The organism is Micromonospora sp. NPDC005305, from assembly GCF_040607315.1.
In the GTDB taxonomy this organism is placed as follows: Bacteria; Actinomycetota; Actinomycetes; order Mycobacteriales; family Micromonosporaceae; genus Micromonospora.
In genome coordinates, this window is record NZ_JBEXGL010000029.1 from 1 (window position 1) to 25,272 (window position 25,272).

Sequence of the window (25,272 nt, forward strand, 5' to 3'; positions counted from 1 at the left end):
CGCCCGCCCGGAACTCCGGATCGAACTGGCGTCTCGTCTCAGCCATGAACCTTTATCCCTCAAGCTCTGGCCTCCACGCTACGAGGGGAATGGCAGAGCAGCGTTGGGTAGCGGGCGAGGAAGGCGATGCTGTCGTGGTCCTCGTAGACGAGATGGTGCCGGTAATCGGGGTCGCCGGCTAGGAACGCGCAGACGAAGCAGGGCCCGTCGGTTACCCGCCGTGAGTACTGGTCGAAGTCGAACATGGCCCTCTCGGGCTGGTTCCCCATGTGGGGAGACTAGATGGGCTCGGCCACATGACGTGAAGCGAGCACCACTAGCAATCGGCCCTAGCCACGGCGGTGACGCTAGCGTCGCAGACCGGGCCGCTGCTGTTGTTCGATGACGGCGGCGAGCACCTCTTCGTGGTGTCGCCGGGCGACGATCCAACCCACCTGGTCAGGCACTGGCCGTGGTAGCCACGCGACCATATCCGCCCTCCCCGATGCCGACGCTCACCGTATCGGCGGTCCTGGTCAATCAGCCACACTCGGTGCAGACCAGGACGATCCCGAGCTGACGGTCTGCGCGATCGCTAGACCGTCGCCAGCTACGGCAGTTGGTCCTCATCACCGAGGCTCAGCGTGAACGGCGATTTCGGATGATCCGGCTGCCAGCCACGGTCATGCGCTTGCCGTATGGCGCGGGCGACCGCCGAAGGCAGCACCGGCGCGGCGGGAGCGTTTATCCAGTTGCCAGGGTGCGGGGACGCGAGCCGGACGATGAGGGTGGCACAGCTAGGCGGCTCCGTCCGCTCAACGGCAAAGGTCAGCGGCGACCAAGTCAAGCCCTGGCTGTACGTCGGCTTCCGGCGGACGAGCCAGCGGTAGCGGATCCCGTCAACAACGATCGGCCTAGTGCCCCGCTTTCTGAGCGCCATCAGTTCACCCGCCGCTTGTGTGGCCAGCCCCGCCGCCGTGGAGCCTTTCGTGCAGCCAAGGCCGCTGGCCAGGGCCTACGTGATCCGACGCCGACGAGACGGCTTGAGTAGGGAAGGTTACCGCGATCCCTTGACCCCGACCGGGCGCCGCAGTCTTTGGCGCCTATCCGGGGGATGGGGGCAGACTGGCGGCTCTCTGCTCGATCTCCCTCACGAAGTCCCGCTTGTCCCTGGTGTAGCGACCAGGGTCAGCGGCATGTCGGGCAGCGAGGTCCCGTTTCAGCCCGACGTAGGAGGCGGCGTCTTCCGGGTGCGCGCGGAGGTGGTCGCGGAAGGCGATCAGACGACGCCAGTAGTCGCTGTCCTGCTCAGTGACATGCAGGTGATGCGTGCGAAGACGGGTGAGGTCCTCTGGGCCCTTGCGGAAGACCCGGCGGCTGGGGTCGTCTGCCTCGGACTCAGGCGTGTAGATGTAGCCGATCCCCTGTAGGCGCTCCACCAGCGCCGGGAAACCGGTGAAGTCCCGGACAGCGGCGAGGATGTCGATAACCGGTTTTGCCGCCAGGCCAGGCACCGCCGTACTCCCGACGTGCTCTACCGCAAGCAGCGAGTCCGCAAGCGTGCGCGTCAGCAGCTCTCCTTCCTCGGCATAGCGCTCTGGCCAGCTCGGGTCGTACATCTGGACCTGTAGCCGTGCCGCCCGATACCAGAGTGCGTCGCCTGGCTGCCCGTTCATGTGCCCTTCCTACCGGCCTCGTGCGACATGCTTAGCCGCAGCCCAGCTTCGGCGGTGCAGCCAGCCGTGAGTGTGGTTCGGCACCACTCACGGTGATTTCGCGGCCGCAGCTTCGCCCCTGAGCGGCCCATGTGGAGAGTGCGCCGCCGCTGCGATCGAACGAGAGAACGCGTACCGATCGTGAAGGTCCTATGGCGACGAGGATGCCGGCAGACTGGCTGAGCACCTGCCGGGGCGCCAGGTCAGCCACGTTTCCGACCTCCTGTGGGAACACCGAGCCGAGGAGGTCGGCACGGTCGCTGCGCGGTGAGGGGCGCAACCTGCGTTTCAGCCGATGTCGGCGTCTCCGGTGTACCGGTGCGGGTTGGTGGCGGTGTGGTGAGGGCCGTGGTCTGAGGGCAGTTCATGCAGCCAGCGGCGCGGCCCGGGGTCGGAGGCGAGAGCCCAGGCGGGTCCGGCGGGGTGTTCGTCGTGCAGGCCGGTGGCGATGGGCATGATGGTGGGCACCCCGGCGAGCGCGCGTTGGAGGTTGGCCTCCCGGCGGCGGCTGGGCACCCGCAGCAGCACCGGGTAGCGGGGCCCGAACTGGGCGAGGCGCTCGTAGCCGCGCAGCTTGCGTAGGACGACGGCCAGGGACTCAGTGCCGTTGTCGTGCTCCAGGAAGAACCCGACCTGCCGGTCGCCGACACACCACACCCCGTGGGCGTCGGGGCGGATGCCGGCGATGGCGTAGGCGGCGGTCGCGTGCTGCTCGGACCACCACCTCGCCAACCGCACATCCTGGTGGCCACGCGCGTGAGCGACGAGGTCGACGAACAGCTGGTTGGTGCCGAGCAGGTGGGCGAGTTTGCGGCTGCCGACGATGCGTTCGGTGCGCTCGATGCTGCTGCGCGGCGGCCGGGCGTCGGGCCGGTCCGGGTCGTTGTAGGCGGTCGGGTGCACGAGCATGCCGAGCGGGCCGAGGGCGTAGAGGTACTGCCCGTCGCCGGTGGTGATGTCCACGAAGCGGCTGACGGCCTCGATGCCGTGCAGGGTGGCCAGCCGCAGCCGAGCGGAGCGGCGGGAGGTGAACAGCGCTTCGGCGATCTGGTCGGTCGAGAGCACATAGTGCTCGGCGAGCCAGGCGAGGAGTTGACGGTCGCGCAGCGTGAGCCGGCGAAGGTGTTCCAGCCGGGAGCGGCGGTTGGTGTTGCTGCGGGAGGCGAGGACCCGGGGGTTGGCGGACAGCGGGTGGAAGACGGGACGGTCGGTCGACACGAGTGGAATCCCTTTCAGGGGAAGGAATGGATCCCCTCCGTGGGAGGGGTGTCTGGAATCGGCGGCGGTCGCGGCCAGTGCCGGTCGGACGCCGTGTGCAGCACTGACAGCCCTGTCCGGGCGGACCTGTCAGCGGTGAGGGACATCCGGTGGTGAAGGGCTGAGGAAGCGTCCGCGGAAGGGGTGAGGGAAACCCCTGCCGGACGGCTGACAGATGCCGAAGGGATTGCCGCACCCGCGCCAAGGTCGCTCAGGGCTTGCCCTTGTCGCCCCGAGGACGGGATGTGCGCGTCTGGTCGGGCGGCCTGGAGTACCGGTCGACCAGAGCGTCGACCGCGCTGGTGTCCTGCGCCGGGACCGCGCGCGCCGCGACCTGCCGGATCGCCGCCGCCTCACCCACCAACGGCTTGGGTGGGCGGGTTTTCATGGTGAACGCCGGGGTTTGTCGGCCGGCCACCACCAGGCGGGTGGCGGTGGTGTAGGCGTCGAGGTGGGTCAGGTCGTGCTCGTCGAGTTCCGGCAGGGTGTGCCGCGCGAGGACCCGGGCGTCCTCCGGCGCGCAGGAGAAATAGATCTTGTTGCGGGCGTTCGCAGACGCCGCGGCGAGGAGGTCCTTCGGGAACTGGGCGAGGTCCTGGTGTGACAGGACCAGCGACAGCCGGTACTTACGGGCCTCGGCGAGCATCGTGTCCAGGCTGTTGGCGAGGGTGAGGAAGTTCTGCGCCTCGTCGATGATCAGGGTGGCGTCGCGCCGCTTGTCGGGGGCGGTGCGCGCCCGGGCGGTGGCCGCCTGCCACACCTGCGCCAGCACCAGGGAGCCGAGCAGCTTGCTGGTGTCCTCCCCGAGCTGACCCTTGGGGATGCGCACGAGCAGCGCCCCGCCGTCGAGGACCTCACCCATGTCGAAACTCGAGCGCGGGTAGCGCATCGTGCGTTTGACGAAGTCGCGCAGCAGGAACGCCCGGAGGCGGGCGAGCACCGGTCCGATGACCTGGGAGCGCAGGGCGGGGTTCAGTTCGTCGTACCACTGCCAGAACCCGGACAGGCCGGCCGGATCATCGAGGTCAACGGTCATCGCCGAGCGAAACTGGGCGGAGTTGAGCAGAGGCGGAATGTGCTGCAGGGTGACGTTGGCGTGCCGCAGCAGGGTCAGGCACGCCACCCGCATGACATCGTCCATGCGCGGGCCCCACGCCTTGGCGAAGATGTTCCCGAAGATCGACACCAGATTGTCCACGACCAGATCCGGGTCGTCGCCGGAGAGCGGATTGATCGTCGGCGGGTTCGGCTGGTCCGGGTCGAACAGCACCACCCGGTCCGCGACCGATGCCGGGAGCCGGTCGAGGATGTCCAGGACCATGTCGCCGTGCGGGTCGATGACCACCGTCCCGCGGCCGGCGGTGATGTCATCGACGGCCATGTTCACCAGCAACGTCGTCTTCCCGGAGCCGGTGGCCCCCACAACGTGCAGGTGGTAGCGGGCATCCGGCACGGCCAGGGCCACACCGTGACCGCCGACCTGCGCGTCACCGAGCACCTTCATGCCGCGCCCGCCGCTGGCCACGGCGACCGGGGCGGGCATCGACTTCGCCCGCGCCCGATCCAGCCCAGGCACGGCCAGGTCCCGGGGCAGCGCGGCGAGCGCGGCCAGTTCCGGGGTGCAGGTGAGGAACCCGCCGCCGAGACGCCGCGACGCCAGCACCGCGGCCGGCGACGACATGCGGGTACGAGGGACGAGGCGGTTGCGGCCCGAATAGATCGCGAAGGACGACGCGATCGTGTCGGCGATGCCCAGCAGCCGGGGCCGCTGGTCCGTGCTCCCGCGCCGGCTGTCCTTGCCGACGGCGTAGCGCACGGCGGTCTCCCACAGCGGGTGGGAGGTCTTGTCGAGGATCGCCCGCACATCGCGCTCCACGCCCGGGTCGCGCCGCCCGGCCGGAGCTGATCGCGCGGGGCCGGCGGCGCTGCCGGGCAGGAACAACTCCACGAGCCACCGCAGGGGAGTGGCCGGGTTGAGCCCAGGGACGGCGGTTTTGCCGTCGCGCAATCGGGCGGCGGCCCGCCGGGCCCGCGACACGCGACGGGGCGCGGCCGGCCGGGCCAGGACCTGCACACACGTGTACTCGTCAGCCTTGAGCTGGGAGCCGGCGGACATCAGCGCCCGCAGCGGATCGTTGTCGTGGCCGGTGTGCAGCGGCAGCCACTCGGCGGCGATGGGCAGAAGGTGACCGCCCACCGCCGCCGGCACATCCAACGGCATCGGCGGGGGAGCGGTGTCCTCGACCGCGCAGGCGGCGCCGGGCCAGGCGGCGCGGACGGCGGCTTCCACGGCGCCGCGCGCGACGGTGCCGGGCACCCACACAGAGATGAGCAGCCGTCGACCGGTCCACGAGTACTGCCACACCACGTGCGGGCTGCCGTAGAGCAGCCGCCGCCGGCGCGACGGGGTGAGGGTGCCGGCGAGGTTGGCCCACAGCGCCGCGGCGCCGTGCGGGTCGACCTCCGGCGGGGGAGCAATGGTGACCAGGCGGGCGCCGACGGCGTGCCGGCGGTGTCGCCACAGCTGCAGCAGGTTGCGGCCGGCGACGGAGGCGACCAGCATGCTCGCCGCGACGGCGAGCAGCCAGGGCCGCTGCGCCGCCCAGCCGGCGGCGTCGAGCACCCACCGCGCGGCGCCCGTCGGTGGTGTGAGGACATCGGTGCCGGGCGCGGAGGGGCTGGGTTCGGCCGCCGGCAAGGCCAGGTACGTGGCGAGGGAGCACTTCACAGCTCGTCTCCTCCGTCGAGGTCGGCCAGTTCGCTCGGGCTCGTGGTGCAGAGCCGGTGCTCGGCGGGGGAGGCGACGGCCTCGAAGCTGGTCCGGTTGGTGCCGGAGATCAGCAGCCCCGTGCCGACCCGGGCGGCGAGGAGTAGGCGTTGCTCGCCGGCGGTGAGCCCGAATGCCTCGCCGATGGCGTCGATGGCCTGCGGCGCCTGCTTGAGCAGCACCTGGGTGGCGGCGTTGGCGACGACGGCCTGGCCGAGGTCGGTGCCGAGGAGGTCGGCGACGTCTTGGGTGATGACGGTCAGGCCGGCGTGGCGTTTGCGGGCGGCTTTGGACATGCGGAACAGGAACCGGGCGCCCTCGCCGTCGCGCATGAGCAGCCACGCCTCGTCCACGACGACGAGCCGCCGTACGGCCGACCGGCCGGGGGTGTCGACCTGCCGCCAGATCGCGTCCAGGGTGAGCAGGGTGCCGACGGTGCGCAGCTCGTCGGGCAGGTGCCGCAGCGACCACACCACCAGATGCCCGTCGGGGCGGGTAGTGCTCGGACCGTCGAACAGGTCCGAGAACGACCCCTGCACCCACGGTGCGAGGCGGGCGGCGAGCTGCCGTGCGGCGGGGTCGTCGTCGGTCTGCAGGCAGTCGGCGAGGTCGCGTAGGAGCGGGGCGGGCCGGTGGTGGGTGGCGGGATCCGGGGTGATGCCCGCGGCCCGGTAGACGGCCAGGATCGCTCGGTCCAGGGCCGCCCGTTCGGCGGGCGGCGGCTGCTGCCCGAGCAGGACGCTGACGAGGGTGTGCAGGAACAGGCCGCGTCGGGTGAGCACGTCCGGGCGGGTGTCGCCGGCCGGCAGATCCAGGGGGTTGATCTTCACCCCGGCTGCGCCGAGGCGGACCACGGTGCCGCCGACCGCGTCGGCCAAGCGCGGGTACTCGTCTTCGGGGTCGATGACGGCGACCTGCACCTGCTGGTAGAGGTTGCGCAGGATCTCCAGCTTCACGAAGTACGACTTGCCGGCGCCGGAGCGGGCCAGGACGACGCTGTTGTGGTTCTCCTGCGCCCAGCGGTCCCACCACACGATGCCCTGCGAGTCCGGGTTCACCCCGTAGAGCACCCCACCCTCGGCGGGCGGGTCGCCGGGCAGCGGCGCCGGTAGGTCGGCGGAGGCGAAGGGGAACGCGGCAGCGAGGGCGGCGGTGTCCATGGTGCGCCGCATCCCCAGCGAGTCCGTCGCCAGCGGAAGGGTGGTGCTCCAGCCTGCGAGGTGCCGCCAGGTTGCCGGTTGCACCTCGATCAGGGTGGACGCGGCGGCGGCCTTTACCTGCGCGCACGCTTCGAGGAGCTCGTCTTCGGTGCGGGCGTGCACGGTCAGGTAGAGGCCGACGCGGAACAGTTTCGCCGCGCCACGGGCGAGCCGCTGCGCGAGGTCCGCCGCGTCCTCGGCGACGGCGTCGACGCTCGGGTCGGGTAGCTTGCCCCGCCCGGCGTCAGCGCGCCGGGAGGACTCGAAGCGGGCCCGCTGGGTGCGCAGCCCGGCAGCGGCGACCGGGGCGGGCAACGGGTCGATGTGCAACGCCAGGTCCAGGCGGCCCGGCCAGGACAGCAGCGGCTCGAGCCAGGCCGGGCCGACCTCGGCCGGATAGCCGGTGACCACGAGGGTGGCGGCGTACCCGTCGCCGACGCGCAGCATCCGGGGCGTCACCTCCACCGAAGTGGGGGCGACCGTCGCGGTCAGCCCCTGCACCGGGCTGCCCTGCTCGCCCGGGTGGGAGTGGTTGCTTTTCGTCATGCCTGTCAGCTCCTCTCGGGTCGGTGACTCTGGTGCGACGCGGATGCGGTGATGACGGCGTCGGGGCCCGCGAGGCCGCCGGGTCGGGGCGGCCGATAGGGGTCAGCCGCGGCGGCGAGAGCGGCGGTGACGGCAGCGCCATCGAGGGCCCGGGTGGTGACGCCGAGGCCGGCCAGCGCGCGGACGGTGTCCTCGGCGCGCCGGCGGGCGGCGCGCTCGCCGCCGGTAGTGCGGGTGACGATGAGGACCTGCCGGCGCAGTGGATCGCGCCGCGCGGCGAGGTCGTCGAGGAAACGGGCATGGTCCGCCGCCGCGTCCGCCAGGGCGGGGTGCGGCAGCTGCTCGGCTGCCTCGGCGAGGGTGCGGGCGGCGCCCTGCAGGTCCACCGGTTGGGCGGACACGACGATCTGCGTCGGTGCGGACAGCGAGTTCAGCCATCGGCCGTATGTGTCCACCAGCGCTGCCTGCTCATCGGGGGTGCGCAGGGCGAGGTTGACGCTGGTGGCGGCGACCATCGCCGCGCGCGCCCCGGCCAGGCAGATGTCCCCGCCGTCGTCGATCGCGTCGGCGGGCAGCGTCAACGGCGCCGGCAGGGTCACATTCGACGCCGGGGCTTGCACCCAGCCCGGCACCGTGGTGGTCGTGTCGGTCGTCGACAGCGCCTGCGGCGCCCGAGAGTGCCGCACGGCGGCGAGCAGCCACACGTCCAGCGGCAGGCCGTCCCGCCGGCCCACGGCCACGCCGAACACGAGACCGCCGAGCACGACAGCCGCGCCGACCAGTACCAGCGCGGGAACGAACGTGTGCAGGGTCCACCAGGCGCCGTAGAAGGCGATGGCGGCGACGGCGAGGATCGCCAGCTGCCGGAACGTCAGCCCGTACAGCACCTTGTCGGGAGCGTCGACGTCCGCCGGCATCCGCACCCGGCCCGCATCGGCGCGGTCGTCGTGGCGGCTCATCGGCCCACCGCCTTCAGCCCGCGGCCGAGGCCTGGAACGGAACGGGTGACCTGCTGCATGACGATGACCCGCACTGCCGCGCCGAGCATGTTCTCCCCGCGGCCGCTGTTGCCCGTGGCCACGTAGCGGCGCATGAGGGACGGCACCCGCAGCGTCGTCCAGAGCATGACCATGACGACGAACAGGTTGATCGCGCCGCCCGGATCCACCGGCAGTCCGAGCACGGGCAGTAGGTGCTCGGGGTCGGTGAGCATCCAATGCCCGGCGTAGAGGGTGAAGCCCTGCACCACAGGCACGGCGAGGACGCCGGTGTAGGAGCGCCACCACATGCGGGCGATCGGTTCGGTCTGCGGCAGCGCGTGACAAGCGAGGGCCAGTGGCGCGAAGGCGGTCAGGACGATGACGACGGCGAAGCGGACGATCACGCTGAACGCGGTGCCCGCGAGCAGGACGGCGATGATCGCCACGCAGATCACGAACAGCAGCACCGCGGTGGTGTCGCGTCCAGCGAGGATGTGGGTCTTGATGGCGCGCAGCGCGCCGTCGCTGTCGCCGTCGGGTGTGGTGAGCGCGCCGGTGAGGGCGTTGGCCAGGTCGGTGAGCATGCCGCACCACAGCTGGGAGAAGTGCGCGGCGACGAACCCCACGATCAGCCTCGGAATGAGATCTTTGGCGGTGTAGCGGGTGGTTTCACTGCCGCCGGCGGTCATGGTGAGCACCCCGGCGGCCACGAAGGCGAGGACGAAGACGGTGTCGACGACGAGCACCGAACGGCCCGTCAGGGCCTGGACCTGAGGCAGGGCGGTGACCTTCGGGGTGATCAGCAGCGCGCTGCTGATCACCCCGAACAGCGCGTCGAGGCTCGCCAGGATCGCCGCCGCCAGCCAGTCCAGGATCTGGTCGAGTAGCCAGCCCATGATCAGCCCCCGACGATCCCGCGAACGACCTGCAACAGGACAGGGGCGAGGACGGCCAGGCCGTAACCGACCAAGGCGTTCTTCAGTGCGCCCTTGGCCCGCTCGACCTGTGCCGGGTCGCCTCCGGCGGTGGCCCAGTAGACGCCGGCCAGGACGAGGAACAAGGTGGCCAGCGCGGCGAGGATGCCGATCAGCCAGGCCCGCAGATTGGCGATGACAACGGGCAGCGAGTTCACCGCCACGGTCGCCGGCGCACCAGGATCGGCCTGCGCGGCGGCCGGCGCCGCCATGACCAGGACGATCGCGACTGCCACCGTGACGAGGCGGCGGAGGACGTGGACGGTGGTAAGGGCACGAAGACGTGCCCGGATGCGGTACATGGACGGCGTTCACCTCCAGCCCACCCCTCGATCGGGCGAGGGGTGGGCGTTGAAAGGGCATCGACAGGGCCGCCGCCGGGCAGTGGAGACGGAGCGTCGGCGAGCCGCGACAGTCCCTCGGGAGGAGCGCGTCCTCCCTGTCGGGTGTAGCGGGAATCGGTGAGGTGTCAGCGCACCAAGACGGCACGGCACCCGAGGCGCCCGGCTCGCGTCAGCCCCAACCTCGGGCCCGGCGGCGGGCGGAACCCCCGAGCGCCTCGTGCAGCGCTGCGGAGGAGTTCCGCACCCTCAAACCGGCGTTTGTCAGCTCTGCCGGACACCCTCGGATCCGACACCGGTCTGACAGCCATGGCGCTCGCCTGGCCACCAGCCGCGCCGCACGCGTGGGCATAGTGATGCCTGGGCCGCTCGGTCGAGGTCCGTGGCGAGGTGTCCCTCTCAGTTGACCTGTACTTTGCTCAAGCCTTCTGCTGCGACTGGCGGGTTTCTCCGTCGAGGTGACCCATATCCCGTCCGGAGGATCCAGCTCTTGTCTGGCTGTATCTCCGGTGCTCCCGGCCTCGTTTGAATCTGGCACCGACGCCGGCGCCGATGAGTTCTGGGAGGCCGCACGGTCCAACCCTGAAGCCAACGTTCAGGAGGTCTCGATGGGCACCGTGGTGCTGCACAAGAGCATGTCGTTGGACGGCTTCGTCGCCGGCCCCGACATCGGCGCGGAACATCCCATGGGAAAGGGTGGCATGCGGCTACACGAGTGGATGTTCACCGACCGTCCCGACCCGCGCGACAAGGAGGTCATCGCTGCCACGTTCGCCTCGGCGGGCGCGGTCGTGGTCGGCAAGCGCACGTTCGACGTCGGACTGCCCCACTGGCAGGACACCCCGTATCCGGCGCCGACCTTCGTACTCACCCACCAGGCCCGTGACGAACTCGCCATGAAAAGCGCGACGTTCACCTTCGTCACCGACGGCATCGAGACAGCCCTCAGGTCCGCCCAGGACGCGGCCGACGACAAGGACGTGATCGTGATGGGCGCCCAGACTGGACGGCAGGTCCTGCGCGCCGGGCTGCTGGATGAGTTGCAGATCAACCTAGTGCCCGTCGTGCTGGGTGCCGGAACCCGGCTGCTGGACGACCTGGGCAACATCGAGTTGGAGCGCACGCAGGTGATCGCCTCCGACGCGGTCACGCACCTGCGGTTCCGGGTCGTGAAATAGCGGGCAACCGTACCCGCCCCTGACCACGCGACGCCCTTGCCTCCGGGTCCTGCCAAGCCGCCAGCTTGCAGCGGAAAGCCTCGGAGGTCAGGCGGCTGCCCGAGGTGCGCTCCGCAGGGCGCCGGAGCGGCCGGCGCGAGTGCGCGCGCGGTGCGCGGACTGGCGCTGCAGACACTCGCGAGCCTTGGCCGAGACGACGCCGCTGAGCAGTCCCATCGCGAGGGCGTCCGCGAGGCGTTGGTCGATGCCGATCATCCGCTTACGCAGCGCGTCGACGGTGATGCCCAGACGCGCCGCGATCGGTTCGATCGCTCTGCCCCCAAGCCGCACGTCGATGTAGGGCTCGAGGTCACCGGCCTCCAGCAGACCGAGCCGGGCTGCCCGCCGAACCAGGAGGTCGGGGTGGCCGTACGGAACGTGCGGGGCGCGCGGGCCGATGACGTGCTCCAGGTCCTGCACCGGCACCGCGGTGCCCGAGCGGCGCAGCATCTCGTGTCCGGCCCGCCAGGCCGCCATGCACAACGCGGCGTATGGGGCCGGCTTGGCCAAGTCCACGCGGTCGCGCAAGGCGGTGAGGAAACCGGTGAGAATTTCCGCGTCCAGGTCGGCGCCGTCACCGGACCACCCCGCGTGCAGCCGCCCGGCATGCCGGCGCAGCGCGGGCATCGCCATCGCCACCGCCGCGATGACCCAGGACGGTCCGTTCAGGCGAGCGCGGCGAACCAGGTCCCGCCACACCGCGTCACGCGCCGCGTAGGCGCGGGGATGGCGCAGCAGCCAGTCCCGCAGCGCCGGCAGTGTCATGACAGCGGCCGGCAAGCCGGTGCCAGGTCCGAGCCTGTCCAGGTCGATTGCCAGGGGGAGGGGGCCCGTGGTGAGTGCTGCGAAGGCGGCCTCGACAGCGTCCAGTGGGGAGTCCGGCCAATTCGAGTCGGACACGGTCATGTCACACGCTCCGGGGCGATTGTCGACGGCACGCCGAGGTGGTGTCACACCGGCGCGGAAGACACCGATTACGCCACAGCGCCCGCACAAACCTCTGACAGTCCAGGCCAGCAGCACGACGGCACCGTGCCACCGCACCGGCACGCACCAATGCAGGAAACGGCGCCGTCCGCGCCGGATCCTGGCACCGGCCTGACAAGCCGGCTCTGACCTGCTCGTCGACATCGCCAGCTCGGTGGTGACACAAGCCGCGTCGGCGGACCTGACAGCCTCGCCGCCCCCTCAACCGAACCTGACAGCGGTCTGACCATCGCACGGTGCCGCCGTGGCCGTCTCTGACAGCATTCCGCTGTCGGACACCGCCGCTTATGGCGGAACGTGGCCAGGCGTCTGACACGGCGGCCGCACCAGGTCTGACAGCGGCACCGACGGATGACAGACGTGACGGTCGCCGACGAGGCTGCCGCGCCGCGCTGAACCTGACACGCGCGCGGCGACCACGACCCGGCGAATGTCTGACAGCGGCGGCCACCCCAACGGCATCCACCGCTGCCGCCATGGCTGTCCGTCACCTTCGGTCAGGGCGGGCACGACGGCCGCCCGGGCGCGTTTGACCGATCCAGGGGCTCCACGCTTCCACGACCGGGCGGTGCTGTCAGACCTCCGTCAGACGGAAGGGGTGTCCGCCACAGCTGACAACCGCCGATTTGAGGGTGTCAGCGCATCACGGCGCGGCGCGGAGCCCACATCCAGATGAGCGAGCACACGCCGCAACACCCCCACGACCCTGTCCAGTCCGTCGACCCACCCGAGGCCGACCCGACCCTGACCGACGTGGTCACCGGTGACCCACCGGTACCGGTCAGCGTGTGGCGCACCGCCCGCACCGACGCCGACACCGGCCGCAGCATCGGCGCCCGGCTGGCCTACCGGCTCGTCTCCGCCTACAGCCGCCCCGGCGACCCGATCGTCGACCTCACCGACGACCACGCCCTGGCCGACATCTGCCACGCAGGCCGCCGCCGACACCACCCCGGCTGGTTCACCGACGTCTCCAGCCTCATCATCGGCCCCGCCACCGCACCAACCCCGCCCGACCCGGCCGCGCCGCCCGCCGAGGGGGACCTGCCGGACATGGCCGCCTGGTTCGGCGACGACCTCACCGACCCCGACCTGCCCCCGTCCACCGACCCGACCACCCCGGCCCGCCACGGCACCTCACCGCAGGAGGCGACCAGCCTCGTGGTGGCCCGCTGGCCCCTCGACCCCGCCGACACCACCAACCGGATCCGGCTCGCATGGCTGCTGACCGCCTGCGCGAGCCTCCTGCGCCCCGGCGGCTGCCTCGTCCTCGTCATCACCGTCCCCACCACCACGGCCACCGGGCCGGAGGACTTCACCCCGGTGGCCTCCGCCGCCGCGTCCGTGGGCCTGGGCTACCTGCAGCACATCGTCGCCGTCGCCGCGGACACCGAAGGGGACGCCTTCATCTACCACGTAACGGACGAGGAACTCCTCACCATCGCCCAGCAAGCCAGCCCTGCTCGGTGGACGGTGGCGCACCTGAAAGTCCACGCGGACCTCCTGGTCTTCAGCCCGGTACCCGGATGGACCACCGGGCAGGCGAACCGGCGCCGCCGCGAGGGCGGTGACCGCCGTGGCTGACCACACCCCCTTCCCACCCGGCCAGGGCCAGCCCGGCGACGCCGAGGACGCCTACCCCGGCCAGCACGGCGAGGACGGCGGTCACCGCGAGAGCAGCGGACGTCACCGGGCACTGGACCAACCGCAGCGCCTGTCGGTGTGGGCCACCGCGCAGCAGACCGGGCCGGTGCAACGCCGCGGCCGCTACGTCCCCGAGTCCGTCAAGCACCCCGCCCGGATGCTCCCCGCGATCGCCGCGCACGCCATCGCCGCCTACACCCAGCCCGGCGACCTCGTCCTCGATCCCATGTGCGGCATCGGCACCACCCTCGTCGAAGCCATCCACGCCGGCCGCGACGCCATCGGCGTCGAGTACGAGCCACGCTGGTCGAACATCGCCGACGCCAACATCACCCACGCCCACCAACAGGGCGCCACCGGCCGCGCCTCCGTGGTCCGCGGCGACGCCACCCGCCTGGCCGCCCTCCTGCCCGCAGGCCTCGCCGGGCAGGTCGCCCTCGTGGTCACCTCACCCCCGTACGGGCCTACCGTCCACGGCCTCGTCCGGCCCGGGACCGACGGAGTCGCCAAGTTCGACAACACATACGGCACCGACCGCGGCAACCTCGCCTACCGCGACCTCACCGGCCTCACCGACGGGTTCGAACAGATCCTGACCGGCTGCGCCGCCCTGCTACGCCCCGGCGGCACGGTCGTGGTCACCGCCCGACCCTGGCGCAAGAACGGCCAGCTCGTCGACCTGCCGTCCGCGGTCATCGCCGCAGGTTTGCGCGCCGGCCTGGTCCCGACCGAGCGGTGCGTCGCCCTCCTTGCCGCGGTCCGCGGCGGGCACCTCGTTGCCCGGCCGTCGTTCTTCCAACTCCAGGCCGTGCGAAAGGCCCGCACCGGCGGCACCCCGCTACACCTGATCACCCACGAGGACGTGCTGATCTTCCGCCGGCCGCCGATATCCGCCCGCTCCGGCGAACCCAAGGCCGCTCATGCGCAACTGGAGCCTCCTGACGGCTCGCCTTCGCAGAGGGCTGCCCCCGTTCACGGCGTCGCCGAGGAGCCACCGTCATGAGGGGCGGGCACGGGTGCGCCCGTGCTGCCCTCGATTGTCAGTATCGTGCCGCGGGGACCCGTGGCCGGAGTGAACGTGAAGATCGATTGCGCTTCCTCGACGACCTGCTGGTCGTGCTCGAGTGCAACCGGCTCCCGTTGGCGGCCTGCCCTGCCCTGGCCGAGACCGACTTCAACATCGCCTCGCTGTACGCCACCCTGCGCGCGGCGGACCCGCCACAGCTGCCGCGCGTTGCCGATTACTCGGTCGAAGCTCGCCACCCGAAGCCACGAGAGATCGAACTGTTCAAAATCGGTGACACTATTCCGATGCTCGTCGCGACCCAGTTGACCTTCAACCAGGCAGACCGCCCGATCGAGCTGACCATCCAGGTCTACCGAGGGGATTGCTACCGCTTCCGAGCCTCCATCACCAATCGGCCCTGATCAATACCCTTCGGCACCGCCTTGAGCGGTGTCTGGCGATAGCCCCCATATACCGGATGGCCACCGGGTAGCGGGGTGGTCAGTATCCGCATCGAAGGCCCAATGGATTTGCTCTTGGCCATACGGATAGAAACGCTGCTGGACCTGCTGTAGTGACTCGCCGAGCAGCAAGGCGTGCGCATCCGGATCTGCCGCAGATCGCGCGCCCGGTCAGCATCCGCTCGTGCCGAGATCAGTGCGTCACGCGGTCAAGCGTCCGCACTAGCGAGATGCCCGAATCTGCGAACCAGTGTCGGCCATAGAACCGCACGGCGCCGACGTTCCGGTGGTGAATGCCTGCGGACAGGTAGGCGATCCCGTGTGTCACCGCCCACTTCTCGGCCGCATCGAGCAGTGCCGCACCAACACCCTGGTCGGGCGCGTCACCGGCGACAACGGTGTGGACCTGCGCTGAGGATTCCGGACGTAGGATCTGGTGATCCGGCGGATCGGGCATTGACGAGGCCCAGATCGCCCCCGCGCTCACCGCGATCATCCCGGCGGTCATCGGCGCGGCACCGGCCATAATCAGTGCGGTCCAGCAGCTAACCAGCAGACCCAAGCCGCCCGCGCCTGCGCCGCCGCCGTCCCAGCCGCCACCGGCGGCACCGCCCGCAGCCGACACCGCCTCCGCCGGCACCGCCCACACCCCCAACGCAGGGAGCATCGGCAGCACCACGGCCGATGCCGCCGGCCACGGCCACCGCTCCACATCAAGGATCTTGATTGATCTCGATGATCAGGCGGTGGCCGCTCTCCGTCATGTCCACACACCGAACCGATCAGCGGCTATCGGCAGCGTCCCGATTCGGGAGCTAGATTCCCAGTCACGCGTTGGTGGTAGGAATGCGCACATCGCACATCACGATGGTGGGTAGGCCTCCAGCTCGTAGATGCGGGCCGAGGGATCAGTGGTCTGTGTCGGGGTGGTGACGTTGAGGCGGACGTAGCGGCCAAATGCGTCCACGTAGTGGGTACTGACGTTTGCTGTGTTCGCGGTCACGGTGACGACTGTCCACCACTGTATGCCGTCGGCGCTCATCTCAATGTTGAAGGCGCGGGTGTTCAGCGATGCCGGCTCGCCGCCGGCGCCAGCATGACGCAACACGAACTTCCTGATGTTCACGAGCGGGCCTCCTGGGGATCCGAGATCGACGCGCAGCCACTTGCCGATCCCGTTGGAGCACCACCTGTTCGACGTGCCGCCCGTGCTGCCGTTGACTGCCTTCTCCGGGCCTTCGGTCGGAGAGCACTGGCTGTCGGCGATCGCAGGCTTGTTCAGCGCGAGATTGACTTCCGGCGGCAGTGACCCGGCCTGGCCGTAGGCCTCCAGCTCGTAGATGCGGGCCGCGGGATCTGTCGTCTGTGTCGGGGTGGTGACGTTGAGGCGGACGTAGCGGCCGGTTGCCGTCACGTCGTGGGTGGTGACGCTCGCTGTGTTCGCGGTCACGGTGACGGCCGTCGTCCACGTTGTGCCGTCGGCACTGACCTGGATGTTGAAGGCGCGGGTGTTGTACGACGTGGGCTCCCCGCCAGCGCCAGCATGGCTTACCACGAACCGTCGGATGGTCGAAGTGGATCCGAGATCGACGCGCAGCCACTTGCTGGCCCCTTTGGAGCACCACTTGTTCGACGCGCCGCTCCAGCTACCGTTGACTGCCTTCTCCGGGCCTTCGGTCGGCGCGCACTGGCTGTCCGCGGTCGCGGGCTTGTTCAGCGCGAGATTGACCCCGCCGTAGACCTCGAGTTCGTAGATGCGGGCCGAGGGATCAGTGGTCTGTGTCGGGGTGGTGACGTTGAGGCGGACGTTCCGGCCGGTTGCCGTCACGTCGTGGGTGGTGACGCTCGCTGTGTTCGCGGTCACGGTGACGGCCGTCGTCCACGTTATGCCGTCGGCGCTGACCTGGATGTTGAAGGCGCGGGTGTTGTACGACGTCGGCTCCCCACCGGCGCCAGCATGACGCACCACGAACTGCCTGATGTTCGTACTGGATCCGAGATCGACGCGCAGCCACTTGCTGGCCCCTTTGGAGCACCACTTGTCCGACGCGCCGTACCAGCCACCGTTGACTGCCTTCTCCGGGCCTTCGGTCGGCGCGCACTGGCTGTCCGCGGTCGCAGGCTTGTTCCACGCGAGATTGACGTCGGGCGAGGGGGGAACCGCCAAACACGTCGAGCTCACGGTGAAGTCGCCTATGGGGTTGCCCGTGACCTCGGCGCTGCCGCTGATGATCTGCACCCCGGCCTGCACCCTGACCCGCGCCAGCGGCGTGCCATGGATGATGTCACCGTCGGGTCCGGGAACGCTGATCGGGGGTAGTTGTTGGCCTTCCAGCGTCCAGAAGGACAGGGTCAGGCTCGTGAACTCGCCCTGCTCGGGCAGTGGCAGGTCGAAGGTCCACACATCCAAGCCGACAAAGGGACCGTTGCCGGGCACTTGGCAGTTCTGTGGGAAGCCTTCCGCAGTGCGTCCCACCTGCTCCTGCCAGAGGGGGATCTGAGGCTGGGCCCAGGCCGGTGTGGCGACCGACAGACCGATCATGCAGGCCAGTAACGCCACGAACAAACGGAACAGATTACGTATATACATAGGAATCACGATCACCTTTATCTATCAAAATCGGATGAGCGGCACTAAGCGTCCGTGTGAACCGCCTTTCACCGGGCCTAGATGTTCAAGCGGGGCGGGCTCTTGGCCTCGTCGTCCACCACGAGGCTGCCGTTGGTCTGGTCGTCCGTGGTCTTGACCGTCTGCTTCGACATCTGGTGCAGGATTTTGGCCCGACGTTCCTAGATAATCGAGTGCTCGGCGCACGCGTAGTAGCGATTGTCGGTGGCGTGGTTGCCGTTCAATCGCTATTCTTTCCGGGCTCGATGCCCGGACGCAGGTCAGGGTGGTCCTGCTATCGGCGCAGGTCAAGGCCCATCCGCCACAAAACAAGCGGAGCGACAGCCGGAATCAGCATCTGGAACAACACCGTTTTCGGTCACGCGACGGGCAGCTCCTGGAAACCCCTTGTCCCGTAAGGGTTCCGCCAGGTTTCCTGTCGCCAACCCCGCTGTTCCAGCAACTTCATGAGGCTACGTTCGAGCACTAATGCCGATTAGCGGATCTGTTGCGACTGGAGGGCGAAGCGACGGATAGTCATATAGCCTGACTTGCCTTACGACCTCGTCATGTCGCATCACGTCATCCATGAAGGAGCGGGGCCGGTCAAGGCTGCGGTTTTGACCTGCTCACATCCTTTTGCCCGTCTTCCGGTATGGTCCGAGGCAGGCGTGTGTGCGGCGTCGGGGTCAAGGCTGGGCCGTAGGCCCACCCGGTAGGGCCTGGCCTTGACGCCGGCGCCGTGGACGCCCGGGGGTGCACCGAGACGGATCGATCGCCATGACCGCGTCCTCAAAGTCTTGCGGGTCGGCTCGGAGTGGCCTATCCGCGGTCGCGGCCGGACCTCGGGGGCTGTGCGCGGGCCACCCACCAGCCGAGCAGGACGATGAGCAGCGTGACGCCAAGCTTGATCGACAGGCTCCAGATCAGCGCCGCGCCGTTGCGGGACCAGTCCCACCACAGAATGCCGCCAAGTGCGAGCAGGACGACGAGCGCCGCTGCGACCAGGCGCAGGCCGACCGGCCTGGTCCGGGGCGAGAGCAGGGCGGCGGCCGAGAACCCGGCCAGCAGCAGGAGGACCGCGAGGAGAGTCAGCGCGACCGGCACCGCGGGCACCAGCAGGGAGACGGCCAGCAGCACAGCGCCGGCCGCGATGGCGATCTCCACGGCATGCGTACCCATCGCGCTACGGCGGGTGAGCAGGGCCACCATCGCCCAGACGGCGAGTGCGTAGCCGCGGAAGGCGGAGAGCATCACGGCCAGCGGCTTGGTGCGCGCCGTGTCGCCGGCGACGTTGGCGAGGACAGTGGCGGTGTGCGACATGGTTCGGGCGAAGGTGTCACTGCCGACATCGCTCCCGATGCGTTCGCTGCCGATCTGTGCTGCCTCGTCCCACAACCGCCACAGGTCCTGGGCTGACATCTGCTGACCGGACTTCCGGTTGGCGGCGTCGAAGGACGCCAGCCACGCTGTGCTCGTCCTGGCACGATCGGTCCCCTCGGCGCGTACCGCGTCAGCGAGTCCGGGTAGGTCCTCTCTGAGCACCGCGGTCTGGATCGGTCGGGCGAGGGCACGGGTGCAGGCGTTCAACGAGCGAGCGTCCGAGTTGGCGAGGATCTGTTGCGCCTCTCGTTCGCACGCCGCGCGGTCCTGCGCCCACTGCTCGGCCAACCACACTCGGTCCGACGACTGGTCGGGAACCGCGCATCGCTCGAATGCCTCCACCAGCCGGTCCACCGCCTCGGTCTGGGCCGGCCGAGGACCGGCGCAAGTCGTTGCTCCGGGTGCCAGCAGGCATTGCCGTAGTCGCTCCGGTGCCAGCAGGATCCGGATGAGCTGTTCGACCGCGTCCATCCGGCCGTGCAACCAGTCGTTGAGGCGCCACGAGCCGCGGTAGAAGGCGCCGAAGTGATGCAGCTGGATGCCGGTCAGCCGGTCCGGGTGCAGCGACGAGACCTTGGCGAGCTCCACCTCCTGCTCCGGTTCCTGACTGGCGCTGGTGAAGGCGAGCTGCACGACGTCGAGGCGCAACATGTTGTGCAGCACCGTCTGGTCGGCGGCCCGCATCGGGACGAGGAACCGGTGGAGTGCGGCAAGTCGCTGCCTCCACTCGCCGTCCGGATCGAGCACCTCGTTCCCTGCCTCGCTCACCGTCCGCAGGGCGGGGGCGACCTCGCGAAGACTCCGGGCCAGCTCGAGGGCTTGTCGGTGGAGCCGGGCCCGTCGCACGCCGTCACCGGGGACGGGTAGGGCGTCCCACGCCGTCAACGCTGCGGCGAGCCACCGTTCGAGTTCCGGTAGGTTGTCGGCCGTCTGGTTCAGCGAGCCCCGGCGCCTGGGCATCGGGTCGATGCCGTGCTGCGCCGGTCGGGTCGGTGCGGTGGACCAGTAGCGGTTGAGATCGCCCCGGTCTGCGTAGATCTCCTTCAGCGTGTCGGCTGCCTGTTCGCGGCATCGCACGATCGCCGTCCGCTCCGGCGTCCCGAGGTGGGCCAGCCACACCGACCGTTTGAGCAGGTCGACGGTCATGTCGGCCAGGCGCTGGACGGTGGTCTGCCCCCAGTCCCAGCTCGCTCCGGCTCTCTCAAGCGCTTCCGCGAGAGGGCCCTTCGGGACGAACGACATACGTTGCCGCCGCAGCGCGGCGAGCAGTTCCTGCCTGCTCCACTGCTCGGCGGGTCGGCCGCGCTGCCCCGCCACAATTAGCGGGGCGATCGTGTTGGCCGCGTTCTCGACGCGCACCTCCAGGTACGCCGGCCACGCCCCCTCGGAAAGCTGGTCGGCGACGCCGATCATCGCCGTCGCGAACCGGTCCCGAGCCCGGCGGCGCATCCGCACCGTGGTGTTGCGGCTGCGAATCTCGGTGAGTTCCCGGGAGACGGAGTCGGTCGCGCGTAGCCGAGTGAGGACTCCGAGCAGAACCTCGTGGGCCGACGGGAGCGGCGACCCCGGGCCGACGGCGTCCGCATGCGCAGCGGCCGGCGAGTCGGCGGCGGGGGAGGGGCAGAGCTGCTCGCCGGGATCCGGGGCGACGTACGCGAGTACCCGGCGCACCTGGAACCCGGCGGTCTGCCGGTACACCGCCTCCAGAGCAGGGCGGATCGGCTTGTTGAGGAGGACTCCGCCGTCCACCACGTGCTGGGCCTCCCGGAAGTTGGCCCGGCCCGCCGCGGACTCCCACCGCAGATCGCCGCCTGGATCTCCAGGGCTCACCCGCACGAAGTGTGGCTCGAACGCGCCCGGGAAGGACGACGTGCATCGCGCCGCGGCGGCCAACTCATCGAGCACCGCATCGGTGGAGAGGTCACCACTGACCGGCCGTCCGTCGCGGTAGCCGACCCGAAGATCGGCGAACCGGAAGGTGGCGTCGTGGTCGGTCTCGGTGATCCCGACACCCAGGTCGTCGGTGAACGCCGTGGACCGACCCTGCCAGAGGGTCCCGGTCAACACCAGCTCGATCGGCGCTCGTTCATCGTCGGTCCGGCCCGATGGCGATCTGGTGGCGGAGATCAGCTTTTCCAGGGCGTCCCTCACCTTCGGAAGGAAGTAGTCGTCCCCCATGAGCAAGGACTTCGGTCGGCGCGTCAACGGATCGCGCAACAAGCGGTCCAGGCTGCCGTGCTCGTGCCACAGGTCCCGCATGACGGACAGGTCCCCGCCTCTGGCCAGACCCAGCGCGAGGAAGGCGCCATTGAGACCGCCCGCCGAGGTGCCCGAGATGACATCGACACGAACATCGGCCCGAAGCAGATCCAGCAGCGATGCGTACGGCGATTCCGTGTCCGTGCGCGCCGTGGCCAAGCGGAAGACCTCGAGGGTGACGCCGCTGATCCACACCGCCAGGCTGACTCCACCGGTCATCACCACGGCAAGGCGAATGTCCTGCCGGTCGGCTTCGTCGTTCGAGGACACCGGCCGCGGCCGTACCTGGTCCTCACGTGTTTTCGCCATTACTGCCCGACGGTGAGGGCGAGCGAGGGCGTGACCGCTCGGGGGGATCGTCCGTACATGTCCGATACCGTACGCCGGCGGCAGGCTCAGCGGAGCGCGTTCCTGCCGGTTGCGGACGCGCGTCGGCACGCAACCACAGGTAGGCCTTCGCCTCGGTCGGGCGGGCTGGCTACTTCCGCCAAGCGGGGGCCATCCGCTCGGACATCTCCCGCCAGAACGTCCGCAGATCCTGCCGGTTGACCGCCTGCCAGTCCGCCCGCCCGGGCGACCGGAGCGAGCGCCCGACGAGGTCGATTTGATGGGCGCAGAAAGCCTCGTCCATCTGGTACGGCAGTTCGTCTCCCTTCGGCGGCAGCGGGCACAGCCGGAACGGGCAGTCGTCGATGCAGGTGGCGCCCGGTTGTACGTCATGGGCTTGGCGGCGGCTCAGGTTGACCCGCATGGCGGTGCGGTCGATGGTGAGGCACGGAGGCAGCTCGGCCCGGCTCGCCCGGGTGAGCCGGCGTGCCCGCTGGTCGTTGTCCCGTCCCCGGTCGGCGAGGTTGAGCAGCAGCATCACGTCGGCCAGTAGTCGTTGAGCCCGCGGTTCCAGGACGGCCCAGCCGTGCCATGGCGGCAGCCAGGAGGCCTGGTGCCGGCGGATGCCCGGCTGGGGGCTGACCGAGCCGATCTGCCCGACAATCTCCCGCTCGTCCAGCCAGCAGTGCCGCTCGGGATGGCGGTCGATGAGCGCCTCGACGCACAGGTCCGCGACCTCGAGGACGAGGGGGTGGGCGGTACCGCTGCCGGGCTGCGGGGCGCGGAGCCCGCCCCCGGCGATGGAGGTCCAGAAGCCGACCAGGCCGCGCGGGTCCGAACCGTGACCGCGCTCGCGCAGGGCTTCGCCTGGGTCGCGGGGGAGGGCGAGCAGGGTGAGCGCCTGGATCAGCACCAGGTGGGAGTACCAGAACCGGGAGTACCGCAGGGCTTTCTCGGCTTCCTCGATCAGCACGCTGCGGTGCGCTGGGTAGGTGCGGCAGTTCGCGGCCATCCGGAACCCCTGTGCCAGGGTGATCTCGTAGACGCGGGCCCCCTCCCGGAAGTCGGAGGCCAGGCGGTCGACCCAGCGGCGCAGGGTATCCCGCGCCACGCCCTGCCAGTCCGGTTCGTCGGGGGTGTGTGCGGCGTCGGTGAAGAGGAACAGGGGCGGAGCGAGCCAGGTGCGCAGTTCCTCCAGGCGCTCCCGACCCTGGGTGTCTGCCGCCTCCGGCTGCTGGTCGAGCAAGTCGCGCAATGCGCGGACCGCGGCGTTGCCGCCGCTGGCGATCTGGCGGGCTGCGGTCAGCCGGGGAAGGTACGACGTCTCGTGCGCCATCATCTGGAACAGCTGCGGGTACTGCGGTGTGGGCGGCTGTCCCCGGAATCCGGTGGGCTCTAGGGGTCGGTCCCGCAGTTGCCGCGCGGCGTCGCCGTACCGGTGCACCAGGGCGACCTTGGCGTCCTCGAGCGGACGGTCGGTGACCGAGCCGTCTCCCTGGTAGTTCGCCCAGGCGCCGAGGATGGCGTCGGCCAGATTCCGGTGCGCAGTGTGTCCGCTGGCGGCGTCCATCTCCAGCGCTGCCGCGAACAGCTCCAGGGCTCGGGTGCGGTTGCGTGTCCCGGTCGCCGCGGCACACAGCCGGTGGACGAGAGCGATTGACCGGTCCCGGGTGGTCCTCGTGTCGCGGGCGTTCGGGGACGGTCCCACCGTCAGTCGGAGAGCGTTGCGCAGCCTCAGCAGGGCTCCGTGCGCCACCGGTGGCGTGCGCCGCCCGTCCAGCCGCTCGAACGCGCCCGCGCTTCGGGTGTAGAGGGTGAGAGCGGCGAGCAGCTCCCGTCCGGGGCCGTGGTTATCGGTGAAGGCCTGCTCCAGGAAGCCGTCGTCGCGTAGGGCCGCGGTGAGGTAGCGCGAGCCGAGGTACGCCTGGACCACCCCGCTCTGGAAACGCACCCCGTCCTGCCGCTTTACCACGATGTTCAGCTCCTCCCCGGTGGTCTCGGCGAGCCCGAGGTCCTGCGGATTGTCGGCACTGAGCTTGTGCAGCCGGGCCCGGAGCTCGGCCAGAATCCACCGCCGACCAGCGTCCTTCACTCCGTCGCCGCTCACGAGATCGGTCGTACGCACCGACAGTCGGTTGTCGCGCAACCCGATGCAGGCGAGCGCGGAGAGCACCTCCATGGCGTCGGCCCGCTCGGTCTGCGGCATGCCGTAGTCCTCGTACAGATCCCCGGCAACGATTGCCGCCCACCATTCCTCCAGCAACCACCAGCGCAGCGCAGACCTGCCCTGATCCGTCGGCCCGACCCGCTCCAGCCGGTCCACTTCGTGGAGCTGGCTGATGACCCGCAGGTAGAACGGTGAGTCGGCGACGTCGGCGGCCTTGACCAGCTCGGTGATCCGGTCCCAGTGCTGGCCGGCGTCCGAGCGATGGCTGCGGGCCTGCACGTACTCCAACGCGGCACCGGTGGAGAGCGGCTCCAGTTGCAGCAGGAGCGCGTCCAACCCGCGCAGCGGATCGTCCGGCCGTGAGGCGACGACCAGGGGGAGCCGCTCGCGGACCGCGCCGCGCACCGCCTCGCGGAGCACGCTGTCCCGGTCGGCGGGCTGGCCCGAGTCGGCGAGCACCTCCTCCAGGCCGTCGGCCAGCACCACGATCCGGTTCTCCAGCCACAGCCGCCGCCACACCTTGTCGGCCTCGCCGGCGGCGTGCAACTGGCTGTCGATGGTCCTCTGGAACTGTTCGAGGGCGAGCTGGTGGAAGTTCAGCTTCGCGGGGTCCGTGACAGAGCGCAGGTCGATCCCGACCGGCACGACGTCGCTGGCCAACAGCATCTCCGCGAGGCGCACCAGGGTCGCGGTTTTGCCAGTGCCGATGCCGCCCACCAGCAGCAGCGGCCGGCGGCGCTGCTCGTCGCGGAGGCGCTGGACCATCAGTTCGCACAGTTCGTCCCGGCCTACGACGCAGCTCGCTCTGCTGTCGTGTTCGGCGGTGGGAAGCACCATCCGAAGATTGCGCAGGGCGTTGCGGTCGTACCAGCGACGGACCGGGACATACCGCCAGAACAGGAAGACCGCGAGCCCCAGCGCGAGGATGAGCGGCCCCTTGACGAAACCCTCCACCTGCCCGCAGTAGTACGACCTCGGCTGGTCGCCCGCACACCACTTCGACACCCGCAGGAAACCGGGCTCGCTGTTGAAGACCGTCAGGACCAAGGAGAAGACGGTCCACACCACGAGCGCCCCGGCGGCGGCGACGATCCCCCACCGCAGTCCGCGGTGGTGCCGCCAGCTCATCCGGTGGTCGGGCCGCTGGTCCGTGTGTCGGCGGCGGTTCCGCTCGGCATGCCGTTCCCGTCGGGTACGCCACCTGCGCCGGCGCTGGCGTATCCACAACTGGGCCGCCCAGACCGGACCACGTTTCGGCCCACGCATGGACACCCCCATGATCCACATGGCTGGTACCGGCCAGCGGCAGTGAGCCCCCTCCAGGCCCACGCTAATGCTCGTTCCTGGGGCTAGCACCGGGTTCCGGTAAATCCCGCGCCACCCTTCGAGAGGGGGCCGACGGCACACAGTGAGGATGGTGGGGTGGAGGGTCTACGGCTGCATCGGCCGGCGACG

The 25,272-nt window shown here is 70.2% G+C and carries 16 protein-coding genes and 1 pseudogene; 4 read left to right on the plus strand and 13 right to left on the minus strand.

Annotated elements, in window-relative coordinates; genetic code table 11:
• Positions 1-59 precede the first annotated feature (59 nt).
• From ABZS80_RS29945 to ABZS80_RS29980, 8 genes are all read right to left on the minus strand, one after another.
• Positions 60-269: a hypothetical protein gene (locus tag ABZS80_RS29945; RefSeq protein ID WP_355061081.1), complete on the minus strand. Its 210-nt coding sequence runs from the start codon at positions 267-269 to the stop codon at positions 60-62.
• An 813-nt stretch (positions 270-1,082) separates the two neighbouring features.
• Positions 1,083-1,655 (minus strand): GrpB family protein, encoded by a 573-nt coding sequence (locus ABZS80_RS29950; protein WP_355061083.1) that lies wholly within the window; start codon positions 1,653-1,655, stop codon positions 1,083-1,085.
• A 327-nt stretch (positions 1,656-1,982) separates the two neighbouring features.
• Positions 1,983-2,825, minus strand: a complete 843-nt coding sequence (locus ABZS80_RS29955; protein ID WP_355061165.1) for a replication-relaxation family protein — start codon at positions 2,823-2,825, stop codon at positions 1,983-1,985.
• Positions 2,826-3,162: 337 nt separating this feature from the next.
• Positions 3,163-5,514 carry a DUF87 domain-containing protein gene (locus ABZS80_RS29960; protein ID WP_355061167.1) on the minus strand — a complete coding sequence of 784 codons (2,352 nt, stop codon included), beginning with the start codon at positions 5,512-5,514 and terminating at the stop codon, positions 3,163-3,165.
• Between the two features lie 161 nt (positions 5,515-5,675).
• Positions 5,676-7,364 (minus strand): DUF87 domain-containing protein, encoded by a 1,689-nt coding sequence (locus ABZS80_RS29965; protein ID WP_355061169.1) that lies wholly within the window; start codon positions 7,362-7,364, stop codon positions 5,676-5,678.
• A gap of 104 nt (positions 7,365-7,468) precedes the next feature.
• Entirely contained in the window at positions 7,469-8,422 is a 954-nt protein-coding gene (locus tag ABZS80_RS29970) for a PrgI family protein (RefSeq protein ID WP_355061085.1), read from the minus strand.
• Positions 8,419-9,339 carry a hypothetical protein gene (locus tag ABZS80_RS29975; RefSeq protein WP_355061087.1) on the minus strand — a complete coding sequence of 307 codons (921 nt, stop codon included), beginning with the start codon at positions 9,337-9,339 and terminating at the stop codon, positions 8,419-8,421. The genes ABZS80_RS29970 and ABZS80_RS29975 overlap by 4 nt, the downstream gene beginning before the upstream one ends.
• Before the next feature lie 2 nt (positions 9,340-9,341).
• Positions 9,342-9,719: a pilin gene (locus tag ABZS80_RS29980; protein WP_355061089.1), complete on the minus strand. Its 378-nt coding sequence runs from the start codon at positions 9,717-9,719 to the stop codon at positions 9,342-9,344.
• A gap of 647 nt (positions 9,720-10,366) precedes the next feature.
• Between ABZS80_RS29980 and ABZS80_RS29985 the strand changes: the two genes are divergently transcribed.
• Positions 10,367-10,936 carry a dihydrofolate reductase family protein gene (locus ABZS80_RS29985; RefSeq protein WP_355061091.1) on the plus strand — a complete coding sequence of 190 codons (570 nt, stop codon included), beginning with the start codon at positions 10,367-10,369 and terminating at the stop codon, positions 10,934-10,936.
• An 87-nt stretch (positions 10,937-11,023) separates the two neighbouring features.
• Here ABZS80_RS29985 and ABZS80_RS29990 read toward each other — a convergent pair whose 3' ends face one another.
• The gene (locus tag ABZS80_RS29990) at positions 11,024-11,881 is read right to left on the minus strand and encodes a hypothetical protein (RefSeq protein WP_355061093.1); all 858 of its coding nucleotides are present in this window, start codon (positions 11,879-11,881) and stop codon (positions 11,024-11,026) included.
• A 753-nt stretch (positions 11,882-12,634) separates the two neighbouring features.
• Here ABZS80_RS29990 and ABZS80_RS29995 point away from each other — a divergent pair.
• The 3 genes from ABZS80_RS29995 (at position 12,635) to ABZS80_RS30005 (ending at position 15,034) form a co-directional block, all read left to right on the plus strand.
• Positions 12,635-13,546, plus strand: a complete 912-nt coding sequence (locus ABZS80_RS29995; RefSeq protein ID WP_355061095.1) for a hypothetical protein — start codon at positions 12,635-12,637, stop codon at positions 13,544-13,546.
• A complete protein-coding gene (locus tag ABZS80_RS30000; protein ID WP_355061097.1) occupies positions 13,539-14,609 on the plus strand; it encodes a DNA methyltransferase in 1,071 nt (356 codons plus the stop codon). Before ABZS80_RS29995 ends, ABZS80_RS30000 begins: the two co-directional genes overlap by 8 nt.
• Positions 14,610-14,695: 86 nt before the next feature.
• Positions 14,696-15,034 (plus strand): UTRA domain-containing protein, encoded by a 339-nt coding sequence (locus ABZS80_RS30005; RefSeq protein ID WP_355061099.1) that lies wholly within the window; start codon positions 14,696-14,698, stop codon positions 15,032-15,034.
• Positions 15,035-15,266: 232 nt separating this feature from the next.
• Here the strand turns inward: ABZS80_RS30005 and ABZS80_RS30010 are convergent, their stop codons facing one another.
• From ABZS80_RS30010 to ABZS80_RS30025, 4 genes and pseudogenes are all read right to left on the minus strand, one after another.
• Positions 15,267-15,752, minus strand: a complete 486-nt coding sequence (locus ABZS80_RS30010) for a GNAT family N-acetyltransferase (protein WP_355061101.1) — start codon at positions 15,750-15,752, stop codon at positions 15,267-15,269.
• A 195-nt stretch (positions 15,753-15,947) separates the two neighbouring features.
• Positions 15,948-17,213: pseudogene (locus ABZS80_RS30015) on the minus strand (discoidin domain-containing protein); the annotation flags it as partial.
• A 1,290-nt stretch (positions 17,214-18,503) separates the two neighbouring features.
• A complete protein-coding gene (locus ABZS80_RS30020; RefSeq protein WP_355061103.1) occupies positions 18,504-21,593 on the minus strand; it encodes a patatin-like protein in 3,090 nt (1,029 codons plus the stop codon).
• 208 nt (positions 21,594-21,801) lie between these two features.
• Positions 21,802-24,945 (minus strand): NACHT domain-containing protein, encoded by a 3,144-nt coding sequence (locus ABZS80_RS30025; protein WP_355061105.1) that lies wholly within the window; start codon positions 24,943-24,945, stop codon positions 21,802-21,804.
• Positions 24,946-25,272 lie beyond the last annotated feature (327 nt).

Coding starts and splice junctions, on each gene's coding strand:
- ABZS80_RS29965 (WP_355061169.1), bottom strand. CDS start 7,364: ATGCTGCGCGTCGGCGACGGGTACGCCGCCACCCTCGTGGTCACCGGC.
- ABZS80_RS29950 (WP_355061083.1), bottom strand. CDS start 1,655: ATGAACGGGCAGCCAGGCGACGCACTCTGGTATCGGGCGGCACGGCTA.
- ABZS80_RS29985 (WP_355061091.1), top strand. CDS start 10,367: ATGGGCACCGTGGTGCTGCACAAGAGCATGTCGTTGGACGGCTTCGTC.
- ABZS80_RS29975 (WP_355061087.1), bottom strand. CDS start 9,339: ATGGGCTGGCTACTCGACCAGATCCTGGACTGGCTGGCGGCGGCGATC.
- ABZS80_RS29970 (WP_355061085.1), bottom strand. CDS start 8,422: ATGAGCCGCCACGACGACCGCGCCGATGCGGGCCGGGTGCGGATGCCG.
- ABZS80_RS30025 (WP_355061105.1), bottom strand. CDS start 24,945: ATGAGCTGGCGGCACCACCGCGGACTGCGGTGGGGGATCGTCGCCGCC.
- ABZS80_RS29995 (WP_355061095.1), top strand. CDS start 12,635: ATGAGCGAGCACACGCCGCAACACCCCCACGACCCTGTCCAGTCCGTC.
- ABZS80_RS29960 (WP_355061167.1), bottom strand. CDS start 5,514: ATGCTGGTCGCCTCCGTCGCCGGCCGCAACCTGCTGCAGCTGTGGCGA.
- ABZS80_RS29990 (WP_355061093.1), bottom strand. CDS start 11,881: ATGACCGTGTCCGACTCGAATTGGCCGGACTCCCCACTGGACGCTGTC.
- ABZS80_RS29945 (WP_355061081.1), bottom strand. CDS start 269: ATGGGGAACCAGCCCGAGAGGGCCATGTTCGACTTCGACCAGTACTCA.
- ABZS80_RS29980 (WP_355061089.1), bottom strand. CDS start 9,719: ATGTACCGCATCCGGGCACGTCTTCGTGCCCTTACCACCGTCCACGTC.